At 47.3% G+C, this 19,534-nt stretch carries 19 protein-coding genes; 7 read left to right on the forward strand and 12 right to left on the reverse strand.

The genetic code is table 11. The features are described 5' to 3' along the window. Nucleotides 1-96 precede the first annotated feature (96 nt). Nucleotides 97-840 (forward strand): SDR family oxidoreductase, encoded by a 744-nt coding sequence (locus KNQ15_RS05650; protein ID WP_214728239.1) that lies wholly within the window; start codon nt 97-99, stop codon nt 838-840. Nucleotides 841-895: 55 nt separating this feature from the next. On the opposite strand, the gene KNQ15_RS05655 is transcribed toward KNQ15_RS05650, so the two are convergent. From KNQ15_RS05655 to KNQ15_RS05670, 4 genes are read right to left on the reverse strand one after another with little or no spacing between them, the layout of a single operon-like run. After that, nucleotides 896-1,354, reverse strand: a complete 459-nt coding sequence (locus tag KNQ15_RS05655) for an NUDIX hydrolase (RefSeq protein WP_214728241.1) — start codon at nt 1,352-1,354, stop codon at nt 896-898. Beyond that, nucleotides 1,326-2,051 (reverse strand): dienelactone hydrolase family protein, encoded by a 726-nt coding sequence (locus tag KNQ15_RS05660; protein WP_214728243.1) that lies wholly within the window; start codon nt 2,049-2,051, stop codon nt 1,326-1,328. The genes KNQ15_RS05655 and KNQ15_RS05660 overlap by 29 nt, the downstream gene beginning before the upstream one ends. After that, on the reverse strand, nt 2,041-2,454 hold the full coding sequence (locus tag KNQ15_RS05665; RefSeq protein WP_214728245.1) for an RDD family protein: 414 nt from the start codon (nt 2,452-2,454) through the stop codon (nt 2,041-2,043). The genes KNQ15_RS05660 and KNQ15_RS05665 overlap by 11 nt, the downstream gene beginning before the upstream one ends. A gap of 12 nt (nt 2,455-2,466) precedes the next feature. Next, a complete protein-coding gene (locus KNQ15_RS05670; RefSeq protein ID WP_023468507.1) occupies nt 2,467-2,634 on the reverse strand; it encodes a hypothetical protein in 168 nt (55 codons plus the stop codon). Nucleotides 2,635-2,756: 122 nt separating this feature from the next. Between KNQ15_RS05670 and KNQ15_RS05675 the strand changes: the two genes are divergently transcribed. Next, on the forward strand, nt 2,757-3,683 hold the full coding sequence (locus KNQ15_RS05675; protein ID WP_214728247.1) for a zinc-dependent alcohol dehydrogenase: 927 nt from the start codon (nt 2,757-2,759) through the stop codon (nt 3,681-3,683). Here KNQ15_RS05675 and KNQ15_RS05680 read toward each other — a convergent pair. Together KNQ15_RS05680 and KNQ15_RS05685 are read right to left on the reverse strand one after the other, a co-directional pair. After that, nucleotides 3,665-4,261 (reverse strand): VOC family protein, encoded by a 597-nt coding sequence (locus KNQ15_RS05680; protein WP_214728249.1) that lies wholly within the window; start codon nt 4,259-4,261, stop codon nt 3,665-3,667. The genes KNQ15_RS05675 and KNQ15_RS05680 overlap by 19 nt on opposite strands. A 15-nt stretch (nt 4,262-4,276) precedes the next feature. Next, entirely contained in the window at nt 4,277-4,993 is a 717-nt protein-coding gene (locus tag KNQ15_RS05685; protein WP_214728251.1) for a DUF5694 domain-containing protein, read from the reverse strand. A gap of 203 nt (nt 4,994-5,196) precedes the next feature. Here KNQ15_RS05685 and KNQ15_RS05690 point away from each other — a divergent pair, with 203 nt between their 5' ends. Then, the gene (locus KNQ15_RS05690) at nt 5,197-5,466 is read left to right on the forward strand and encodes a hypothetical protein (protein ID WP_214728253.1); all 270 of its coding nucleotides are present in this window, start codon (nt 5,197-5,199) and stop codon (nt 5,464-5,466) included. 346 nt (nt 5,467-5,812) lie between these two features. Here the strand turns inward: KNQ15_RS05690 and KNQ15_RS05695 are convergent, their stop codons facing one another. Then, nucleotides 5,813-7,165 (reverse strand): phenylacetate--CoA ligase family protein, encoded by a 1,353-nt coding sequence (locus KNQ15_RS05695; RefSeq protein ID WP_214728255.1) that lies wholly within the window; start codon nt 7,163-7,165, stop codon nt 5,813-5,815. Between the two features lie 172 nt (nt 7,166-7,337). Here KNQ15_RS05695 and KNQ15_RS05700 point away from each other — a divergent pair, with 172 nt between their 5' ends. Then, a complete protein-coding gene (locus tag KNQ15_RS05700; protein WP_214728257.1) occupies nt 7,338-8,192 on the forward strand; it encodes an AraC family transcriptional regulator in 855 nt (284 codons plus the stop codon). A 59-nt stretch (nt 8,193-8,251) separates the two neighbouring features. Here KNQ15_RS05700 and KNQ15_RS05705 read toward each other — a convergent pair whose 3' ends face one another. Together KNQ15_RS05705 and KNQ15_RS05710 are read right to left on the reverse strand one after the other, a co-directional pair. Further along, nucleotides 8,252-9,601: a phenylacetate--CoA ligase family protein gene (locus KNQ15_RS05705; protein ID WP_214728259.1), complete on the reverse strand. Its 1,350-nt coding sequence runs from the start codon at nt 9,599-9,601 to the stop codon at nt 8,252-8,254. A gap of 245 nt (nt 9,602-9,846) precedes the next feature. Further along, the gene (locus tag KNQ15_RS05710) at nt 9,847-10,236 is read right to left on the reverse strand and encodes a hypothetical protein (RefSeq protein ID WP_029341901.1); all 390 of its coding nucleotides are present in this window, start codon (nt 10,234-10,236) and stop codon (nt 9,847-9,849) included. A 156-nt stretch (nt 10,237-10,392) separates the two neighbouring features. On the opposite strand from KNQ15_RS05710, the gene KNQ15_RS05715 reads away from it, so the two are divergent. Both KNQ15_RS05715 and KNQ15_RS05720 read left to right on the forward strand, forming a co-directional pair. Next, entirely contained in the window at nt 10,393-11,817 is a 1,425-nt protein-coding gene (locus KNQ15_RS05715) for an NAD(P)H-binding protein (RefSeq protein WP_214728261.1), read from the forward strand. Between the two features lie 120 nt (nt 11,818-11,937). After that, entirely contained in the window at nt 11,938-15,525 is a 3,588-nt protein-coding gene (locus KNQ15_RS05720; protein ID WP_214728263.1) for a dynamin family protein, read from the forward strand. Nucleotides 15,526-15,580: 55 nt separating this feature from the next. Here KNQ15_RS05720 and KNQ15_RS05725 read toward each other — a convergent pair whose 3' ends face one another. The 3 genes from KNQ15_RS05725 to KNQ15_RS05735 form a co-directional block, all read right to left on the reverse strand. Continuing rightward, nucleotides 15,581-16,489 carry a LysR family transcriptional regulator gene (locus tag KNQ15_RS05725; protein WP_214728265.1) on the reverse strand — a complete coding sequence of 303 codons (909 nt, stop codon included), beginning with the start codon at nt 16,487-16,489 and terminating at the stop codon, nt 15,581-15,583. Nucleotides 16,490-16,501: 12 nt separating this feature from the next. Beyond that, nucleotides 16,502-17,452, reverse strand: coding sequence for a magnesium/cobalt transporter CorA (gene corA / locus KNQ15_RS05730; RefSeq protein ID WP_214728267.1), 951 nt, complete (start codon nt 17,450-17,452; stop codon nt 16,502-16,504). Between the two features lie 94 nt (nt 17,453-17,546). Continuing rightward, nucleotides 17,547-18,095 carry a hypothetical protein gene (locus tag KNQ15_RS05735; protein WP_023468520.1) on the reverse strand — a complete coding sequence of 183 codons (549 nt, stop codon included), beginning with the start codon at nt 18,093-18,095 and terminating at the stop codon, nt 17,547-17,549. A gap of 284 nt (nt 18,096-18,379) precedes the next feature. On the opposite strand from KNQ15_RS05735, the gene KNQ15_RS05740 reads away from it, so the two are divergent. Next, on the forward strand, nt 18,380-19,498 hold the full coding sequence (locus KNQ15_RS05740; protein WP_214728269.1) for an NAD(P)/FAD-dependent oxidoreductase: 1,119 nt from the start codon (nt 18,380-18,382) through the stop codon (nt 19,496-19,498). Nucleotides 19,499-19,534 lie beyond the last annotated feature (36 nt).

Below are 19,534 nucleotides of genomic sequence, written 5' to 3' on the forward strand. Positions count from 1 at the left end.
ACGCTTTTGTTCATTGTCTTTCTTACGTTATACTGGTTTTGTAAACATTTGGAACCGTTCATTTATTTGAATGTATCTATGTAAAGGAGCGTACATATGACGAAACGACCGATTGCCATCGTGACCGGTGCCAGTCAGACACGCGACATCGGAGCTGCCATTTGCCGCCAGCTTGCCTCGTCCGGACATGACTTGGTCTTTACTTATTTTAAAGCAACAGCGGATTGGGCGGCTAGTTTTACGACCGAACTCGAAAATCAAGGTGCCCGCGTCCTTGCGATCGAGCTAGATTTAGGTCAAGCAGATGCTACTGACGATTTATTCGCACGCATTGAAGACTTTGGAACACCAAGCATCCTGATCAACAATGCTGCCCACTCGACGATGACGGATTGGCAAACGCTCGATGCAGCAAACCTCGACCAACACTATGCCGTCAATCTCCGGGCGCCGCTGTTGCTTGCGACACGTTTTACGAAACGATTCACTGAATCGAATCTAACGTCCGGTCGTATCATTCAACTGACATCGGGACAGGACCTCGGTCCGATGCCAGACGAGATTGCTTACGCTACGACAAAAGGTGCCTTATCGACGTTTACGAAAACTTATGCAGCAGCCGTAGCACCGCTTGGCATTACCGTCAACGCCGTCAATCCAGGTCCGACTGACTCGACTTGGATGGATGAAGCAACACGAACAGCGCTTAAACCTAGTTTTCCGTTCGGACGAATCGGTGCGCCAGAAGACATCACACGCTTGATTCAATTTCTCGTGAGTCCAGATGGTGGCTGGGTGACCGGACAAGTCATTCATTCCGAAGGTGGTTTTGAACGATGAACATGTCACATGCAAAAACATCCCTCTGACGCTAAAATCAGAAGGATGTTTTGCATTATCGAAAAACTGGATCCGGTTCCGTCAAAAAATCGTTCCAGGCTTTTTGATGCAGATCGCTATTGAGTTGTGGCATTTGATCTCTTTCAAAAAAAGCAACATCGATTGATTCATCGGAGTCAATCGTCAATTGTCCCCCATTGATTCGGCAAACGAAAAAATGGACGATCGGTTGGGCGACATCCCCGTTTGGATACATCTCTTCGTACTTCGAATAGACACCACTTAACCGTTTAATCGTTACATGAAAACCGGTTTCTTCGAAAATCTCACGCTGTGCTGCTTCTACGATTGACTCTCCCAGTTCCAGTGCGCCGCCCGGAAAGCCCCATGCTTGTTGCTCCCGTCGTTTTTGAAGAAGAATGCGCCCCTCCTCGTCGAAGACGATGCCACCGGCAAAGTTCAACATCACTTTTTCTTGACCAACCTTACTGCGAAGAAAACGTATGTAGTCCATCTGTCGCCCCTTGAAGTTTGACGTGCTTCAGCCAGGCGATTAGTTGCTTGATCATTGCATCGGTCACGGTATGATTGACACCCGGGAAAACGTCTAATACAATCGTTTGCGCCATCCCCGCTCGAACAGCTGACGCGTGATAGAACTGTTGGATCGATAATGGAATGATGTCATCGGCATCCCCGTGCAGGAGCAATCGTGGACGCTCATCCATCACACTGATAGGATCAAGCTTCCATGGTACATCCGTCTCTTTGATAACAGGTCGCCCGTCGCGCGCGCGGAATAAGCGTTCTGCTTCAAGATAGGCACCGCCCCCATTGATCGCAACAAGTGCTTTAATCGGCAGACGCGCCATGATCCCGTGGGCAATGAACCCACCCATCGAGACACCAACCGCCATCACGTCTGAAGCATGCCAGCCTGATTGTTCGATGAGATCGGTCGCTTCCTTAATCGATTGTTCGACGACGGACCAAAAATAGGTCGTCATTACTTCTTTATCGTAAGGGTCATCAAACGGTTCACGTTGATCATGTCGAACGAGTTCCGGAATGAAGACATCGTATCCTTCGTCAGCGAGTTGCTCAGCAAACGCTAGATAAGAAACAGCTGTCCCACCCCAACCATGATAGAGCAGGATGGCTCCTGTTGGTTGAGAGGCTCGGACGATGTGGACATGAAAATCAAGCTTCATTTTTTAGCTTCTCCTGGTTTAAGCGGACAATCGTTCTCGCGAAGTCATCTTCCGGTAACCGTTGTCCGTTCTCAAGAAACGGTTTCCAGTACGGTCGGATCTTAAATAACGAGACCGTATCGCGGTAAACTGTTCGACGAATGACTTGTTTTGTCGTCAACGGTAATCCGTTCTCGCTTTCAACCTGAATGCCACAGATCTGACCACCAATCGATTTTCCGTTCAACAGTTTTAATTGCGCGACTTCTCCTAGAAAACTGATCGTCGGTTGTGTGATGACAGCGTGCACGACTTCTGACTTCACACGCCGTAATACCTTTTTTTCGATGACGACGGAAAGTCCAAGATAAACAGCTTGGTTGATGATATACGCACCGATTCGTCGTTTTGTCGTTGAGTGCATGAATGATCCTCCTTATACGTTAAAATAGACGACAGCGCCAAGTCCACTGACCGCAATCAAATAAAAGACGATCGCGAGTCGTTTGTTTGCGGCAGAGATATCCTTTCGGACGAGGATTTTACTATACCTATACGTCAAGAATGCGAACACGAGCAATGCCAAAATCAATAATGGTTCCATTTGATTCTCCCCTTTTCTTTCTTATTCTACATCATTTCTGGTTTCGAATTGTTATATTTTACAAGTAAAGTGATATATGCTTGATCCATATATCATCAATCCAACAATGAAATGAGGTTTACATGTTGAACACTACAACGATTTGCTGTCTTGTTGAGTCGAAAACGCCCGGTTATCTCAATCGGGAACTGCCGCCGCTCGGCATCCATGACGTCCATGTCCGCACTCTAGCCGGTGCCATCAGTATCGGTGCCGAACTTCCCCAATGGCTAGAACAGGATATGACCGAAACCGTTTATGATTATCCTCTCGAGACCGGATATGAAAGTTACGGCGAAGTGCTTGCTGTTGGTGACGCGGTCCAAATCGTCAAGCCGGGTGATCGGATCGTCAGCTTCTATGGACATCAAGATCAAGCGATCGTTCCTGAATCGAAGGTCATCCCGGTTCCTGCTCACATTTCACCGCGTGAAGCTTTACTTCTGATCCTGTCTTGCGACGCGGCAAAAGGTGTCCGAAAGCTGGCATTGACGCCCGATTCTAGCGTCTTAGTTTCCGGAATGGGAACGATCGGTTTGCTGACGGTACATTACTTACGGCATTACTTTAATGTTCGTCAGATTGATATCATCGAGCCGCTTACGTCCCGAGCGGAGTTAGCCCGTCAATTAGGTGCACGTATTGTCACACCGGACTCAAGTATGTATGACGCCGCCATCGAATGTTCCGGACGCCAAGCGGCCTTTGCCGAGCTTCAGTCTGCCATCCGTCCTCATGGTACGATTTGTGTCTTATCGGACGGTAACCGGGAAGCGTTGACGTTGACGCCCGCGTTTCACGCAAAAGAACTTCGGATCATTGCATCGAGTGACGGCTGGGACTACCGCAAGCATGCAGACTGGCTCTTTGCAAACGATCGTCACGTGACTTTACCCGCTTTGTTCGAACAAGAGACTTCGTTTTCGGAACTCGCCAGTTGCTTCGCAGCCTTGATGGAAACACCAGATTTCCCGATCAAAGTGTTCATCGATTACGATAAGACGAGCTGAACGCCGTTCGGATCCTTACCTACGAGCGACGCGTCGGAAAAGACTGCTTCTTGTAAGACGGTCTTCTCCCCGCGGACGGTTTGAATTTGTGACATCGGTCGATCGAACAGCTTCGCTAAATCTTCCTCTAATCCTTCGCGTGGCGTTGCTAGAATCAGACGCTCAAGAATCGTTCCGTCAGCGTCTGCAATCGCATCTTCATGAATTTGCAGTTCAATCCGTACCCCGTATGGTGTCTGTAAGAACGTCCGCCGCTCGTTCGCTTGGATCGTGAACGATAACGTTTCTGCACGATCGAGAATCGTTTGCACGTCATCTGATTGAATCAAAAATCCGATATGATCGAAGCGAACCGTTTTCCCGAATCCAATCGTCACGTTGACCGCTCCCCGTTTCATTTCGATGATTCGAAATAAAATGTGATCTGTTCGAAAATCATCCCACGTCTGGGGTGGATTAAACGACGAAAATTCTCCGTCCTTCTTCCCGATGCGCTGGGAAACGTGAAACCCGCGTGCCGTGTACCAGGCTTCTGTTTCTTCCAAATGTGGTGTCCAAATATGGTAGTGAAATAGCATTTACATACACTCCTTTTAATTATTCCAATCGTTCCACGTCATCACGTCGACTTGCTTCGAATCATTCAAGTATTGTCGTAATAACGGGAGGTGCGCAGCTCCATACAAACAGACGATTCGCTCGTTCGCCTGAGCGAGTTGCAGTAGATGATTGGCAATTTTTTGATTGCGAACATGCCAGTAGCCTTCGATCCAAATCCGCCCGCTCTCTAGTCGTTCGATTTGATCATAGATCCTAGCCGACGCCGCAATCGTCTCTTCAGTGTGCAATTGATCGAGCCATTCGGAGAAGGATAACTGCTCCATCGCGTGCTCTAACTGTTCAATCCGCTTCATCTCAGCCGCGAAGATCGTCTCAAAGGCTTCCGGATGATGTGAACGGACGATTCCTAAATCCGGTACGCCGGGTACGGTTTCGTTCCAATCGACCCCATGGAGATCTGCTAAACCTACCATCTGGGCTAAGCGAAAGCCGATTTGTTGCCGTTCATTATCGGTTAAGTCGCTCTCAGATTGATAGTTTTCATATGTATGTTGCAAGTCACTCATGCGTTCAGGTGATGTCTCAAGAGCTACGCCTGTCGGTCGAAATACGTTCAATCGAGCAACGACTTCTTGGATTTCTTGTTGCCGTCTTTCTGACGCGACATCAAAAATTACCGGACGAATCAGATCACCATTTGCTGGTCGGTCAAGATGGAACATGCCCATCAGTAAAATCTGAGGTTTCATCTCCCCCCTCCTTTTCCTGATTTTACCTTATACTCGGTAAAGGAAGCGACCTTTACCTATCATGAATTTACGTTACCATTTAACAAATAGTCATATAAGGAGGTTCCGATGAAAGGGATATTCGTCATTATGTTCATTGGATGTTCATTGGATGTTTATTCGGATGCAGTCAGTCTAGTGCAGAGGAACATGGTAGCTATGCCATGATCGTCATTGTGAACAACAAAGAATATAGTGGAACAGAAGCAGAATTGGATGCATCTAAGCAACAAGGAGAAAAAATTAGCACGATACTAAAGAAAACAAAAGTATATGAAATGCCCCAAGCGAACAGTCAATCGAATCTCTTTTCAGTCGGATCCACCATCTATTCTGTTAAAGGAACAGAAGATTTTATCATTGTAAAAGATAAAGAAAATAAAAAATGGCTTTTACAAAAGGTAAGGGATATCGAAAACACTCTAAATCAATGAGGCACTTTAACACCTTTAACGTGGTGCATCTTTAGAAATACGATCAGCGGAGATGTTTTGTACTTTTACACGAGGTATAGTGAGAAGACATTAGAAAGGGGCTGACTCAAAAGTCAGTTTCCGCAAAGATAAGGATGCCAGAATGATGATCTGCTACCCTTATCTCATAACAAAAAGAATGACGGATTTCACGCAACTCCTACAGGGAAAAGCGCAATTTTGCGCTGTCAGAGACAAACAAGACCCGCTTTACTGCTTGAATGAAGCAGGAAAAATGGCTTGTGTCTCGCCTGAGGAAAAGGCGTGAAAAGACGCGTCATTCTTTTTTTAAGTCTGCCTCTTTCTTTCATCCTGTTAAGCTTGATTTGACGAGCAATATTTTTCCGCTTTCCTCAGCATCAATATATGAAACAGCTTGCACATCCAGATGGATCTCACGACCGAATAAGAGATACAGCCGTTCCATCAGAAGTCGTTCGTCCGATTGACTGAACCGCTCCGCGTCCGGAACGTAGTAGATCGATACGCTATCTGTCGTCATTTGAACATATTGAATGCGTTCGATACTGTTTGGTAAGTGTTTGACGAGACTTGACAGTTGCGCCTCAAAAATCTTCTGCCCATCCGGTTTTTGGATGAAGGCGCGTCCTCTTCCGTCAATTGAATCAATGATTGGTCCTGGATGACCGCACGAACAGGTGCGTTGACTCAGCGTCATCCGATCGCCGACACGGTAGCGAATGAGTGGCGTCCCATGCGTATCAAAACTCGTCACGATAATCTCTCCATCTGTATCGAGTTCGATGATCCCCATCTCATGGTGCAGATGTTTTTGACCAAATCGACACTCTGAGACGATTGGTGCCCCTTCAGACGATGCATATTGATCAAAAACTAGTCCGTGAAACACGTCTTCGATGACCTGGCGCTCCTCCGCATCGATTCGTTCAGCCGTCGGAAAAATCGCAATCGGTCGACACGTCAATCGGATCCCTTCTCGCTTCGCAAACCGGGCGAGCTCAATCATCGCTGACGGAAGCCCATCGATCGTTTCTGGTTGAAAACGCTCAATGGCTTCGAGATACGCTGCCATCGTTCGTGGAGACAATCGTTTCACCGTAAATAAGAGTTGATTCGCAGCTCGGTTCATCCGCCAATATACATCTGTCTGTTGCCGCTCAGGTACTAAATCTTGCGCTGTAAAACTAGCACGCCGCATCCCGCGTCGCACTCCATGCGTCGCTTTAAAGTAGTCGAGATGCGCCATGCGAATTTGCATATCCGGTACGGTATATCGCACTTGAAGTGACGTGCCCGTCGTTCCACCGGTTTTTCCAACAATCGGTGCAGGAATGTCCGTTTGAATTTCCGCCATCTTCGTTCGTAATGTTTCTTTTGATAATACAGGGATGTTTTTTAGTTCTGATAAGTCTTTGAACGGTAGGCGAATGCCATGTGAAGTGAAGAGCTGATGGTAATAGAGGCTATGTTCCGTACAGAAGCGAAGGAAGTCATTTAAACGATCAAGTTGTTCTGCTTTGACGTCGATCGTCAGATGTTCTCGTTCGAGGAGCATCCGGAACCGTTCTTGATAGACCAGACCATAACGTTCGCGATGCAATTGATACCCATAGAGGGTTGTGAAGAGATGCTGGAGAAATAGAGGAGAGCGATTGTAGATTTGCTCTTTGATACCCATGTCATCACGTCCTTTCGCAAGGGAAGTAACGGTTTCGATGTCTCTACGATAGCCTATGTACCTGACAGGAATATGACAAAAATAAGGGGAAACGCATCCTGACAAATTACTATCGCCTTGGACAGGTCCGACGATCATCGCTCTACTATACGGAAGACAAGGAGGTGACAAGATGTGGCTCGAATCGATTCAACGCGTCATTGACTATATCGAAGATCATTTAGAAGACTCGCTCGATCTCAACGTTTTGACAAGGGTGGCGAAGATGCAAACGTATCCTTTACAACGGACGTTTTCGTTACTTGCGATGATGACCTTACCGGAATACATCCGAGGGCGACGTCTGACGCTCGCTGCCCAACAACTGACACAGACGGACGAAAAAATCATCGATCTCGCCTTACGTTTTGGTTATGAGACGCCGGAAGCTTTCACGAAAGCGTTCAAACGTCAGCATGGTTGTTCCCCGACGTTGATGCGAAACGAGCGACGTCCGATTCACGCCTATAACCGCCTGAGTATTCAGGTGACCTTGAAAGGACTGGAGCAAATGAATTATCAACTCATCGAACGACCGGCTTTACAGATTTCCGGCTGGCGGAAACATTTTTCAACGCAAGATGGTATTCAAAAACAGTTCATCCCGTTGTTTTGGAATGATGTGAATCGTTCTGGTCAAGACGCGATTTTGTTCAAACAAAATGATGGTCAAATTGAAGGAGTGATTGGTGTCTGTTCCAATTTTACCGAAGCATCAATGGATTATTGGATTGCGACGACAACAACGGAAATTCTACCTGGTCAAGAAACGATGACGATTCCGGCGAGTCTTTGGGCGACGTTTCCGGTCGTTGGTCCGATGCCGCATGCGATTCAAGAGATGTGGCAGCGTATCTATCAAGAGTGGCTCCCATCGCATGGATATGATCCCCTGCCTCACGCTGAACTCGAAGTGTATTCGGCAGGCGACCCGTCTGCCGCCGATTATCAATCTGCCATCTGGATTCCAGTGCGTCCGCGCGACTGATAATTTCAGGACATACGAAAAGGCGAAATCATCGGTGGTCTCGCCTTTTACGTTGTACGTCATGCATACTGTTGTTTAATCAGTAACGTTTTGCCACTGATTTCTTTCGGTATTTCGGGTACCGCGCGCATGACGACATTCAATTGTCCGTCAAACAGTCGGTCAAGAACGAAAAAGAGTTTTTTCTCATGTTCTTTCTCAAAACATCGTTCATCCGGAACATACAATAATACAATCTCGTCCCGCGTCTCTTGAATGTATTGCACGCGTTCGATACAGTTCGGGAACGCTCGAACGATTCCCGCGAGCTCCCCTTCGAAAACACGATGTCCGTTTCTGAGTTGAATGAAGCTTCTCCCTCGACCATCAATCGAAGCGATGATTGGACCTTGATGACCGCACGGACACGTTTCCTGACTGAGCGTCATCCGATCGCCGACGCGGTAACGGACGAGTGGTGTCCCGTGTGTATCAAAACTCGTCACGAGAATTTCTCCATCCTCATCGCGTTCAATGATTCCCATCTCATAATGTATATGTTTTTTCCCATACGGACATTCGGCGACGATCGGTGCCCCTTCTGAAGACGCATACTGGTCATAGATCGGTGCATGGAAGACGTCTTCGACGAGTGCTCGTTCTTCTGCTGTCATCATCTCTGCCGTCGGGAAAATCGCTTTCGGTCGGAACGTACAGGTCATCCCATATTTTTTAGCATATCGTGCGACTTCAATCATTCCTGAAGGCAAACCATCAATCGATTCCGGCTGAAACCGATTCAGTTGTTCAATGTATGCAGCAGCGGTTTTCGGATTGATATTTTTGATCGAGAACAGCATCTGATTGATGACTTTGTTCGTCCGCCAGTAGACCGGTGCCTTTTGTTGCGGCGAAGCGAGCGTTTGACCGGTAAAACTTGCACGGCGCATTCCTTGATCGACTCCATGGGTCCACTTGAAGAAATCGAGGTGTGCCATCCGGATTTGCATATCTTCCTTTGTATAATGCACTTGAATCGATTTACCAGTCGTCCCGCCCGTTTTTCCGAGAATCGGGGCATGGACGTGCGCATGGACATCTTCATTTTGTTGCCGTAAGATTTCTTTCGTTAAAGGGGGAATCTGCTTTAGCTCGTCAATCGATTGTAAAGGGAGCTCTAATCTGATAGAAGAAAACAATTCCTGATAGTATGGACTATGCGTTTGGCAAAAAGAAAGGAAGTCGTTTAATCGATGCAACTGTTCTGCTCGAACGTCAATCGGTCGTCCTAACTTCTGTTTCAGTTCTTGTAAGCGTTGCTGGTAAGTTGCACCGTATCGTTCGTGGAACAGACGGCGTCCTTGTAACGTCGTCAACAAGTTTTGAATGAAGATTGGTGAGTGAAAGTAGATCGATTCTTTGAGTTGCATGATGTCACTCCTTCCATAGTTAGACCACCTTTTACTGATACTTTCATCTTATTTCCAGTCGCTGCCCATCTCAATTAGTTCTTCGTGAATAAACTTAGCTTTTATTTTCATGGCGATTTATTTTAATGAACTCTAATTCACGAACATCTTCTTACCGATTCTTGAACTTACAACTTTTCTTCCCTCACAAAAAATCCGATCGACGAAGAGAAGTTCCTTCATCAATCGGATTCATAGTAGGGTCATTACGATTTTGCGACTTTTTGTAACATTTGACATCCGTAAGCCCGCAATTTTATCGCTTCGAGTACGAGCGACATCTGTTGCTGATCCAATCGTTCAATCAGCTCGATGATCGTGATCGTCGTTCGTCCATTATACAGTTGAACGATCAAGTGAATGATTGCTTCTAACGCTGGATTCGGATAGGGTTCAGCTAGAAATTCACGGTCAAAGAACTCGCCACTATCCGGGAAAAAGTAATCCGAAAATCGTTCGAGCACTTGTGGCTGTCCTGTCGCAAGGTACAGCATCGAGACCATCGCTGCATCTTCCCGGTGTTTCGGCTTTAAGCGTCTCCACAACAGATCGAATCGTCGTTCATGTCCCTCTTGCATGAATTGTATCGTCTGCATGGTTGAAGCCCCCTTTATTTTCGTTCTTCCTGTTGGTTCTCTATATTCATCTATTCCCTATTCCGTTCACCTGAATCGTCTTAGCATAATCTCTTGCGATTGAACCGACTCGATTGGGGGTACATTACAACAGATATAAGAGAGGAGTTTACATCCATGCCAACGCGTTTAGCTTTAGCCGGAGCCACCGGATACATTGGTCACAACCTACTGAATGAATTAAAGAAAAAATATGACGTCATCGCCCTTTCACGAAACGGTGATGATAAGGACAATGAGGAACGCGTCGAATGGCGATCGTGCGATCTCTTTTCTTTAAACGATACGATCGAAGGTATGAAAGGAGCGGACATCGCTGTCTATCTCGTCCATTCGATGATGCCTTCTGCCAAATTGACACAAGGATCGTTTGAGAACATGGATTTGCTGTTAGCTGATAACTTCGCCCGTGCCGCAAAAGAAAATGGTATCCGCCAGATTATCTACTTAAGTGGTATCATCCCTGAGGAAACAGAAGACCTATCACGTCACTTAAAGAGCCGACTGGAAGTCGAACGTGTCCTCGGTGCATACGGGACTCCAGTGACGACGATCCGTGCCGCGTTGATCGTCGGTCCAAAAGGCTCATCGTTCCCGATCTTATCGAAGCTCGTCAAACGCCTTCCCGTCATGGCACTCCCCCGCTGGACGCGCAACAAAACGCACCCAGTCGCCTTGCCCGACGTCATTCATGCACTTGGCGAAAGTGTTGATCGTGACGACGTGAAAGACCGGGCAATCGATATCGGTGGTCCGGAAGCGATGACTTACAAAGAGATGATTCTTAAAACAGCAGATATCATGGGAAAACGACAACCGACGATCGATATTCCTTTACTGACCGTTAAATTATCCCGCCTCTGGGTGACGCTCGTGTCCGGGGAACCAAAAGAAACCGTCTATCCACTTGTTGAAAGCATGGTGCATGAGATGGTCGCAGATCCAGAAAAAATGGTTCCAGGCATCAGTGACGGTAAAATCACTTTCGAACAATCGGTTCGGGATGCGTTAAAAGAGGAAGAAGAACAAAAAGGCTCTTCCTCCTCGTCGTCTTCGACACCAGACGTCCTAGACGTTCGTTCAGTCCAACGTGTCCTTCTACCGAAGGATCGTGACGCCGATTGGGCAGCCGATGATTATATGAATTGGTTGTCTTCGTTTGCCCGTCCCTTCCTATCGTCAACTGTGCAGGATCAAGTCGTCGGAATCCACATTCCATTTTACGAACAACCACTACTTGAATTGACGAAGGAACCAGTCCACGACCGACAAATGGCGACGTACCGGATTACTGGTGGACTGTTCGCGAAAGTCGAGCAAGATAGCCGTGGTCGGATTGAATTCCGGCAAATTCCTGGTACACAGGAATGTATCATCGCCATCCATGAATTCGTGCCCGCGTTGCCTTGGGTACTCTATAAAGCAACGCAGGCGAACGTTCACTTGCTTGTGATGTACCTCTTTAAATTACACTTGTTGCGTCGGATTCATTCGACGGAGCAAGAATCGACAAGCGCAGACGAAATCGTTCCGTCATCTTGATCACGATCACACGATCCGCCTCTTCCCGGGCGGATCGTTTTTTGTCGCTTTTAGAAGGATGACGAAACTGAAAAAATCGTGATACACTGAACGGTGACTGAAAGAAAGGGGTTTCATCGCATGCGCTCATTTGAAGAACGATTATCGAACCAACTCGAGGCGACGGCCTCACTCGTCACATTGATTCAACCTTCAACGGATCAACTTCGTTTAGATAAACTAGAAAAATTCGCCATGAAACTATTAAAACGAGAGTTCACGATTGCATTTGCTGGTCATTTCTCGGCTGGGAAGTCGAGCATGATTAACGCCTTGACAGGAGAATCGGTCTTACCAACGAGCCCGATTCCAACGAGTGCGAACATCGTGACGCTTCAGCAAGGTGACACGGATTCAGCGATCGTTCACTTTCACGAACAACCGTCTGTTCGCCTGACAGCGAAAGAGCAAGAGGAGCATCTTCAAACGCTTGGGAAGAGTGGCGATGTCCGACAAATCGACTTGACGCATGCCGCGTCCAAGCTGCCACCTGGTCTTGTCCTAATGGATACACCTGGCGTTGACTCGGTCGATGATGCCCACCGTGTATCAACGGAATCCGCACTTCACTTAGCAGACATCTTGTTTTACGTCATGGACTACAACCATGTCCAATCCGAATTGAACTTCATGGTAACGGATGAATTACAAGCTGCCGTACCTGAGTTATATTTAATCGTCAATCAAATTGATAAACATCGTGACGATGAATTATCATTCGACGCATTCCGCCGCTCGGTCCATGCATCCTTCGCCGAACATGGTGTCGTGCCAAAAGGAATCTTCTTTACGAGTCTAAGGAATCCAGATCATTTGCATAACGATTTTACGGAAGTCGAACAGCTCGTTAAGCAAAGCATTCGCGACGCTCAACCGAAGTTGTTGACGTCTGCCGCTTTGACACTTGAAAGTCTTCACCAAGAGCATACACGGTATCTCACACGTCTCGTTTCAGAAGCCCACGAGACGATGACTGAACAATTGAGTGACGCTGAACGACGCGATCCGGCGACGATCGAAGCCGAACTAGTCCACATCTCGCAGCAATTAGAAGCACGCCAACCGGACCGTTGGGTACAGACGTTTTCGTTGCATCGGGATCAACTCTTGAAAAATGCGACCTTGATGCCGTTTGAGTTACGTGAGAAGATGCGCCGTTTTCTTGAGTCACGCCAACGTGACTTCAAGGTTGGACTATTCCGTAGCACGAAAAAGACGGAAGCGGCTCAAGCAGAGATCGCGCAAGACGTGCTACGTGCCTATCAGACGGTGACCGCTTCTGAAATTTCGCTTCATTTACGTAACTTGATGAAACAATCGTTGCGCGACCTTGATCTCCTGCAGGATACACACATCGTCGCAATTGATCAGCTCTCACTCGACCCGCCGCTTTCCGTTCTCGAAAGTGCCTTGCCGACGGGTATTACGATTACCGGTGAATCGGTGCTCCAGTTCACGAATCGTGTCGCTGAGCAGACACAAGCGTGGTTCGTCAAGGAAACGAACGCGTGGCGGGAGCATGTGCGCCAAGAGTTAACGGTGACTTTCCCGAAAGAGCAAGCTGAGCTATTGCAACGACAGTCGTCACTACAGCACAAATGGAACAGCGTCCAAGTATGGCAACAGGCTATCGTAGCACTTGAGCGTTATGAGCATGGTGTTGCCGATCCATCTGATCAACAACTCGAACGAGCTCGGACGCAAGTTTCGGTCTGGGAGGAGCAATTGATTCAGCAAGAAGCGGCGATCGTCTCCTTTACCGGGTTTGAGTCGATGACAGAGACAACTGCGTTTGAACTTGCGACGACCGTCAGTGAGCAACAAGCCGTCCGTTATGCACCAGAAGACGTCGCTCAAATCCGTCAGCATCTGAATGGTCTGAAAGGCTTTGAAGATGCCGTCGCTTATTTGAATGACAAATTGGATCGACTGACACACCAATCGTTTACGATTGCCTTATTCGGTGCCTTCAGTGCTGGAAAATCGTCGTTTTGCAATGCCTTGCTCGGAGATAAGGTACTACCGGTCTCTCCAAACCCGACAACCGCGTCGATCAACCGGATTCATCCCGTTGACACTATACACCCGCACGGCGTGGCAGAAGTCACGTTCAAGTCTGAAGCAGCGATGCTTGAAGACTTAAATGAAGCGATGGTCGGGACGATGACGTTCGAGTCAACGAAACAGGCATACGATACGCTCTTACCACGTACCGCGTCACTGACGGATCCGTTCTTGCGTGCTTTCTTGAAAGGATTCCCTGCCGTTAAATCCTTCATCGGTACCGTCCAGACGGTCGATCAAGAAGCTTTTAAACAGTATGTCGCGCAGGAAGAACGAAGCTGTTTCGTCGATGTCATCGATTTCTATTATGATAGCCCGTTGACGCGACTCGGCGTGACGCTAGTTGATACGCCGGGAGCAGATTCAATCAATGCCCGTCATACCGATGTCGCTTTTGATTACATCAAGAACGCAGATGCGATCTTGTTCGTCACGTACTTCAATCATGCCTTTGCCCGCGCTGACCGTGAATTCTTGATTCAACTCGGTCGTGTCAAAGACGCATTCGAACTCGATAAGATGTTCTTCCTCGTCAACGCAATTGATCTCGCTGCTTCAGATAGCGAACGTCAAGATGTCTTGAACTATGTCGCGACGGAATTGCAACGGTTCGGGATTCGATCACCCCGACTGTATGGCGTCTCGAGCTTACAAGGACTCGCTGAAAAGCAACAAGAGCTAGCAGATTCAACTTCCGGTTTACCTGTGTTCGAAGAGGCATTCCATCACTTCCTAGCAGAGGACTTGACCGGTCTTGCCAAAGTATCCTTGTCTGAGCAGACAGAAAAGACCGTTCAGCGACTCGAACGATTCATCGTTGCGACTGAAGCGAATCTGTTGCGAAAAGAAGAGCGGTTGGCTGAGCTATCTGCTCTAGAACAGCAGGTCACAGATCGGTTCGAAGATAATCGCGCCGCTTTGATCGAACCTGCGCTCAAAGCAGAGATCCATGAACTGTTGCACCATGTCGTACAACGTATTTATTACCGTTTCCCTGACTTCTTCAAGGAAGCCTATAATCCTGTTCGTTTTGCTCAAACTGGCAAAGGAGCGGCATTACAGGATGCGCTAACGGAACTGTTGACGTTCCTCCGTTTTGATTTTGAACAAGAGCTCCGGGTCACGCATTTCCGTGTCGACCAATGGCTCGAAGCGGCCTTGATCCGGCGTCAACAAGAGGAGCAACAGTTGCTAGAGCAATGGAACGAATCCTTTCAACTCGCACCTGTCACGGTCTCTCGATTAAACGAAATGACGTTCGATGGTCCATTCGAAGATGCAACGCCTTATGTCGGCGTCAAACGTCACTTCCGGAATGCGAAAGCCTTCTTCGAGAAAAATGAGAAGGAGCAGCTGAAAGAGGAGCTTGCGACATTAACCAAACAAGAAGCACTCGCGTATACTGCCACTCAAGAAAAACGCTTGCTGGCAGTCGCGGCGGCACATCTAGATGTTTCTTTGACAGCCGTTTCAGAGCACCTGTTACGTCAAACACTCGAGCAACTTGAGAGTGAACGCGCGACGTTACAGGCACAAGAGACGCTGACCCCTTATAAACAAGCAGCTAAGCAGATTCGCAGTCTGACGCAACACGTCACTTCATGAGATACGATCGTTCAGCACAAAAGACCGGAGCGCGATGCGTTCCGGTCTTTTTTCTTCACCGCGCAGGCGTCGGCCAATACGACTGAAAATAGTGGACGACGTATTGATGAACGTGCCGGACGACAGGACGTAATTCCGTCCCAACGAGTCGATTCAACGAGACATCCCATAACATCGGTGGGTCGAACGGGATGATTTTAATGTCATCCGCATGATGAAACCGTAGGATTGGCTCCGGTAGGATTGAAATGACGTCAAGTTCTTGGACCATCCCGATCAACAAGTCCCATGCCCCTGACATGAAGAAGATATTCGGTTCTTGTTGCACCTTACGAAACTCCGATAGTATCTGATGGTGCAACATGAATCGATCATTTAAGATGACGAGTGGTTCATTTCCGATATCACGATACGATAGGGCTTCTTTTGATTGAAATGGATGATTCGGACGCACGGCGACGACGACCTCGTCTTCAATCAATCGAAAACGTTCGATGCCATAGGATTCACCTGGTTCGATCAAGATGGCCAAATCGAGTTCTTCAAGTAACAGTCGACGTTTGAGTTCAAACGCCCCCTCCTCGATGATTTCGAGTTCAATCCCAGGGTGTTCCGCCATGAACTTCGGAATCAACTGTGAAAATAAGACAGGGAGGATAACGGGTGGGATGCCGAGACGGACTTTCCCTCGGACGACGTTCGAGCGTTCGCGCAGATGACCCATCAATGCTTGATGACGTGTCAGAACGATCTTCGCATCTTCATATAATTGACGTCCCGTTTCCGATAATCCTGTCAACCGTCCGTGCTTTCGAATGAATAGTTCCACTTGCTCTAGCTGTTCGAAGTCGCGAATCATCTGACTAAGCGCTGGTTGCGAAATCGACAAGTGCTTCGAAGCACGCGTTAAGTTATAGCCTTGCTCGACGATCGTCGTAAAAAAAAGTAACTGTCGAATATCCACTTCTATCTCCCCTTATTCATCAAACCAGCGATTTTTTTTGAAGAACAGAATCATTCCTAAAGCAAGGAGCGCCATTGCCCCTAATGTCACGAAATAACCGTACCGAGTGGTCAGTTCTGGCATATGTTCGAAGTTCATGCCGTATATACCGGCAATGAACGTCAACGGCATGAAAATCGTCGTGAAGATTGTCAATGTCTTCATGATACTATTCATCCGGTACGAGTTGAGGGAAATGAAATTGTCCCGAAATTCAGATGTCATCAATCGATTGTATTCAATCATTTCCGATAACTTCAGTAAGTGATCGTACAAATCTCGAAAAAATGCCTGTTTCTTCGGATGAATCGATAAGCGCTTTGATTCGACGACACGGTACAATAAGTCCCGCATCGGCATGACCGTCCGCGAGATTCGAAGTAACCGCGCCCGTAGTTCGAAAATTTCTTCCATCAACCGACGATCGTTTCCACGCGTCCGGTAACGTTCCTCAAGCGCAAACAACTCATCTTCCGTCGCATGAACGATCGGAAAATAACCATCGACGATTTTGTCCATGATTTTGTGGACGAGGTCGACCGTCTCTTGTTTGTCGAGGCGTTGGCTACACTGTTCGAACACGATATCAATTTCTCGCGAAGATTGCTCATGATAGCTGACGAGATGCCGATCACTTGCGAACAAATTAATTTCGCGACTCGTCAACGTTCCTTCATCGAGCGCATGAAGGACAAAAAAGCTATGTTCTGTATAATATTCAAGCTTCGGGCGTTGTAAGTAATGGAAACAATCTTCAACCGCAAGTGGATGGAAATCAAAAACCTCCATCAATTTTTGCTTCTCTGCGTCTGTCGGTTGATCGAAATCAACGAAATAACGTTTGATACCTGACTCCTGTGTCCGACTTACATCAGCGGTCAAAATGATCGTGTCATTCGCATCGATCAGTATACAACGAATCAACTTTTTCTCCCCCTTTGATTATGTAAGCGTACTATATTTTTTCGCATGCAACAAAAAAGGACTCCTCCGAAGAGAAATCCGTTTTATATAGCAATCAACCATGTTCAATATAAAAGCCGCTCCAATAGACCTGACGATACGTAAACTCTTTTCCACTCTTCGTCGTCACAAGCATTTCATCTTCTGCCATGACGGCAATTTTAATGGGTACTTCACCGTGATCCGTCAAATAATTGAGGATTTCAAGATGCCGATTCAACCAAAGACGACGACGGAACCAACGAAAACGACTGAATGCCGCACTGAAGTGAAGTAAGGCGAGTGCAAGGATAATTAAAGCGAACGGAAGTGGAATATCGAACAACGCAATCAAATATACATCTGCAATCAGCAAGGATAACGAGAGACCCATTTCCGTCATCTCCATGAAAGATGCTTTATAGGTCGCAAAGTAGGTCATCACACGAAATAGGAAGATGACCGTGAGGTACGGTACAAAGTACATTTGAAACACATGGTCCGTGCCGCTGTTGACGAACATGAGCAGTGGCAGGAAGAATAGCAATTTCCAGATTAGGATGGCGGAATAAAATAAAGTATGATCCGTGTAGCGTCTGCGTACGATGGCTTGACTCATATTCATTGCCTTCCCCTCCTTCATGATGGACCGTTTCAAAGTCGATGATGACAGGACATGATGCCTATAAGGGTATGTTTCCGAATTCAGCTGTTTCTAATCGTCTAATTCACAGTTTTTAGAAACTATATATTTAGTATACGTCATCATTCACCAAATGGTTCACTTTCCCCATCATTTCCCATCATTCAATGTGCTACAGATTGGAAACCCGCTCTTGCTAGTCGTCTGGATCTTCTACTGCTACAATAAAAGATATTCCAATTGAACAGAATCGAGTTGAATCTTTCATGTACACCCATATCATCATCGGCGCCGGAATTCTCGGTGCCTCGACAGCCTATCATTTATCAAAGGCTGGTGAACGTGTCTTACTCGTCGACCGAAAGGAACCAGGTCGCGCTTCTCATGCGGCAGCCGGTATCATCTGTCCATGGATGACACAACGGCGAAATAAGGCATGGTACAAATTAGCGAATAACGGGGCTCATTTTTACAAGACATTGATTCCTGAACTCGAAGCATTCGGTGAGACGAGTACGGGTTATCAGCAAGTTGGAACAATCGCCTTACACGAAACGTCAAAAATCGATAAGATGGAGACGATTGCACATAATCGTTTTCCGGAAGCTCCTGCCATCGAGCGCATCGAGCGACTCGATCAAGATCGTGTCAAAACGCTCTTTCCGCTCGTCGAACAAATTGAAGATGCGTTGTTCGTCTCTGGCGGTGCCCGTGTTGATGGACGTGCCTTATGTGCCGCTATGATCCGTGGTGCTGTCGAACATGGAGCCACCGTGATCGAAGGAGACGCTTCTCTGATCGTAGAGGACGGGAGCGTCACGGGAATCAAAGTGGGGTGTGAGGAGTATACGGCAGAACAATTCATTTTAACGGCAGGTGTCTGGTTGAATGATCTTCTCCGCCCGCTTGCGCTTAAAATTGATTTGCATCCGGAGAAGGGACAAATCCTACAACTCGACTTGACGGATTCTACATCAACGACGTGGCCGGTTATCATGGGACAACGCGGATTATATCTGGTCTCAATCCACGAAAAGAAACTGATCGTCGGTTCGACACACGAAAAGCAGACCGACTATGACTTGAAACCGACCGTCAAGGGGATGCATGCTTTATTGAATCGCGCCTTACCTGTCTTACCAAGTTTAGAAGAAACGACGATCGATGAACTGCGTATCGGCTTACGCCCGTATACGAAAAACTCCCTACCGGTGATCGGACCGCTTCAAAATCATCCGAACGTGTTCCTAGCGAATGGACTCGGTGCATCCGGTCTAACGATCGGACCTTATCTCGGTAGCCAATTAGCGAAGCTTGCACGTCATCAAACGCCTGATATCGAATGGACGACTTATGAGCCGACCTACGTCGCTCTCGACTCCTGACCCACTCTATGCTTCATTTTGAAAGGAAGTACACCA

The sequence above is a fragment of the Exiguobacterium sp. s168 genome, from assembly GCF_018619035.1.
GTDB lineage: Bacteria > Bacillota > Bacilli > Exiguobacteriales > Exiguobacteriaceae > Exiguobacterium_A > Exiguobacterium_A acetylicum.

What these genes read in the sequence shown, in the direction of transcription:
- KNQ15_RS05650 (WP_214728239.1), top strand. Translation starts at nt 97, where the DNA reads ATGACGAAACGACCGATTGCCATCGTGACCGGTGCCAGTCAGACACGC.
- KNQ15_RS05655 (WP_214728241.1), bottom strand. Translation starts at nt 1,354, where the DNA reads ATGGACTACATACGTTTTCTTCGCAGTAAGGTTGGTCAAGAAAAAGTG.
- KNQ15_RS05660 (WP_214728243.1), bottom strand. Translation starts at nt 2,051, where the DNA reads ATGAAGCTTGATTTTCATGTCCACATCGTCCGAGCCTCTCAACCAACA.
- KNQ15_RS05665 (WP_214728245.1), bottom strand. Translation starts at nt 2,454, where the DNA reads ATGCACTCAACGACAAAACGACGAATCGGTGCGTATATCATCAACCAA.
- KNQ15_RS05670 (WP_023468507.1), bottom strand. Translation starts at nt 2,634, where the DNA reads ATGGAACCATTATTGATTTTGGCATTGCTCGTGTTCGCATTCTTGACG.
- KNQ15_RS05675 (WP_214728247.1), top strand. Translation starts at nt 2,757, where the DNA reads ATGTTGAACACTACAACGATTTGCTGTCTTGTTGAGTCGAAAACGCCC.
- KNQ15_RS05680 (WP_214728249.1), bottom strand. Translation starts at nt 4,261, where the DNA reads ATGCTATTTCACTACCATATTTGGACACCACATTTGGAAGAAACAGAA.
- KNQ15_RS05685 (WP_214728251.1), bottom strand. Translation starts at nt 4,993, where the DNA reads ATGAAACCTCAGATTTTACTGATGGGCATGTTCCATCTTGACCGACCA.
- KNQ15_RS05690 (WP_214728253.1), top strand. Translation starts at nt 5,197, where the DNA reads ATGATCGTCATTGTGAACAACAAAGAATATAGTGGAACAGAAGCAGAA.
- KNQ15_RS05695 (WP_214728255.1), bottom strand. Translation starts at nt 7,165, where the DNA reads ATGGGTATCAAAGAGCAAATCTACAATCGCTCTCCTCTATTTCTCCAG.
- KNQ15_RS05700 (WP_214728257.1), top strand. Translation starts at nt 7,338, where the DNA reads ATGTGGCTCGAATCGATTCAACGCGTCATTGACTATATCGAAGATCAT.
- KNQ15_RS05705 (WP_214728259.1), bottom strand. Translation starts at nt 9,601, where the DNA reads ATGCAACTCAAAGAATCGATCTACTTTCACTCACCAATCTTCATTCAA.
- KNQ15_RS05710 (WP_029341901.1), bottom strand. Translation starts at nt 10,236, where the DNA reads ATGCAGACGATACAATTCATGCAAGAGGGACATGAACGACGATTCGAT.
- KNQ15_RS05715 (WP_214728261.1), top strand. Translation starts at nt 10,393, where the DNA reads ATGCCAACGCGTTTAGCTTTAGCCGGAGCCACCGGATACATTGGTCAC.
- KNQ15_RS05720 (WP_214728263.1), top strand. Translation starts at nt 11,938, where the DNA reads ATGCGCTCATTTGAAGAACGATTATCGAACCAACTCGAGGCGACGGCC.
- KNQ15_RS05735 (WP_023468520.1), bottom strand. Translation starts at nt 18,095, where the DNA reads ATGAATATGAGTCAAGCCATCGTACGCAGACGCTACACGGATCATACT.
- KNQ15_RS05740 (WP_214728269.1), top strand. Translation starts at nt 18,380, where the DNA reads ATGTACACCCATATCATCATCGGCGCCGGAATTCTCGGTGCCTCGACA.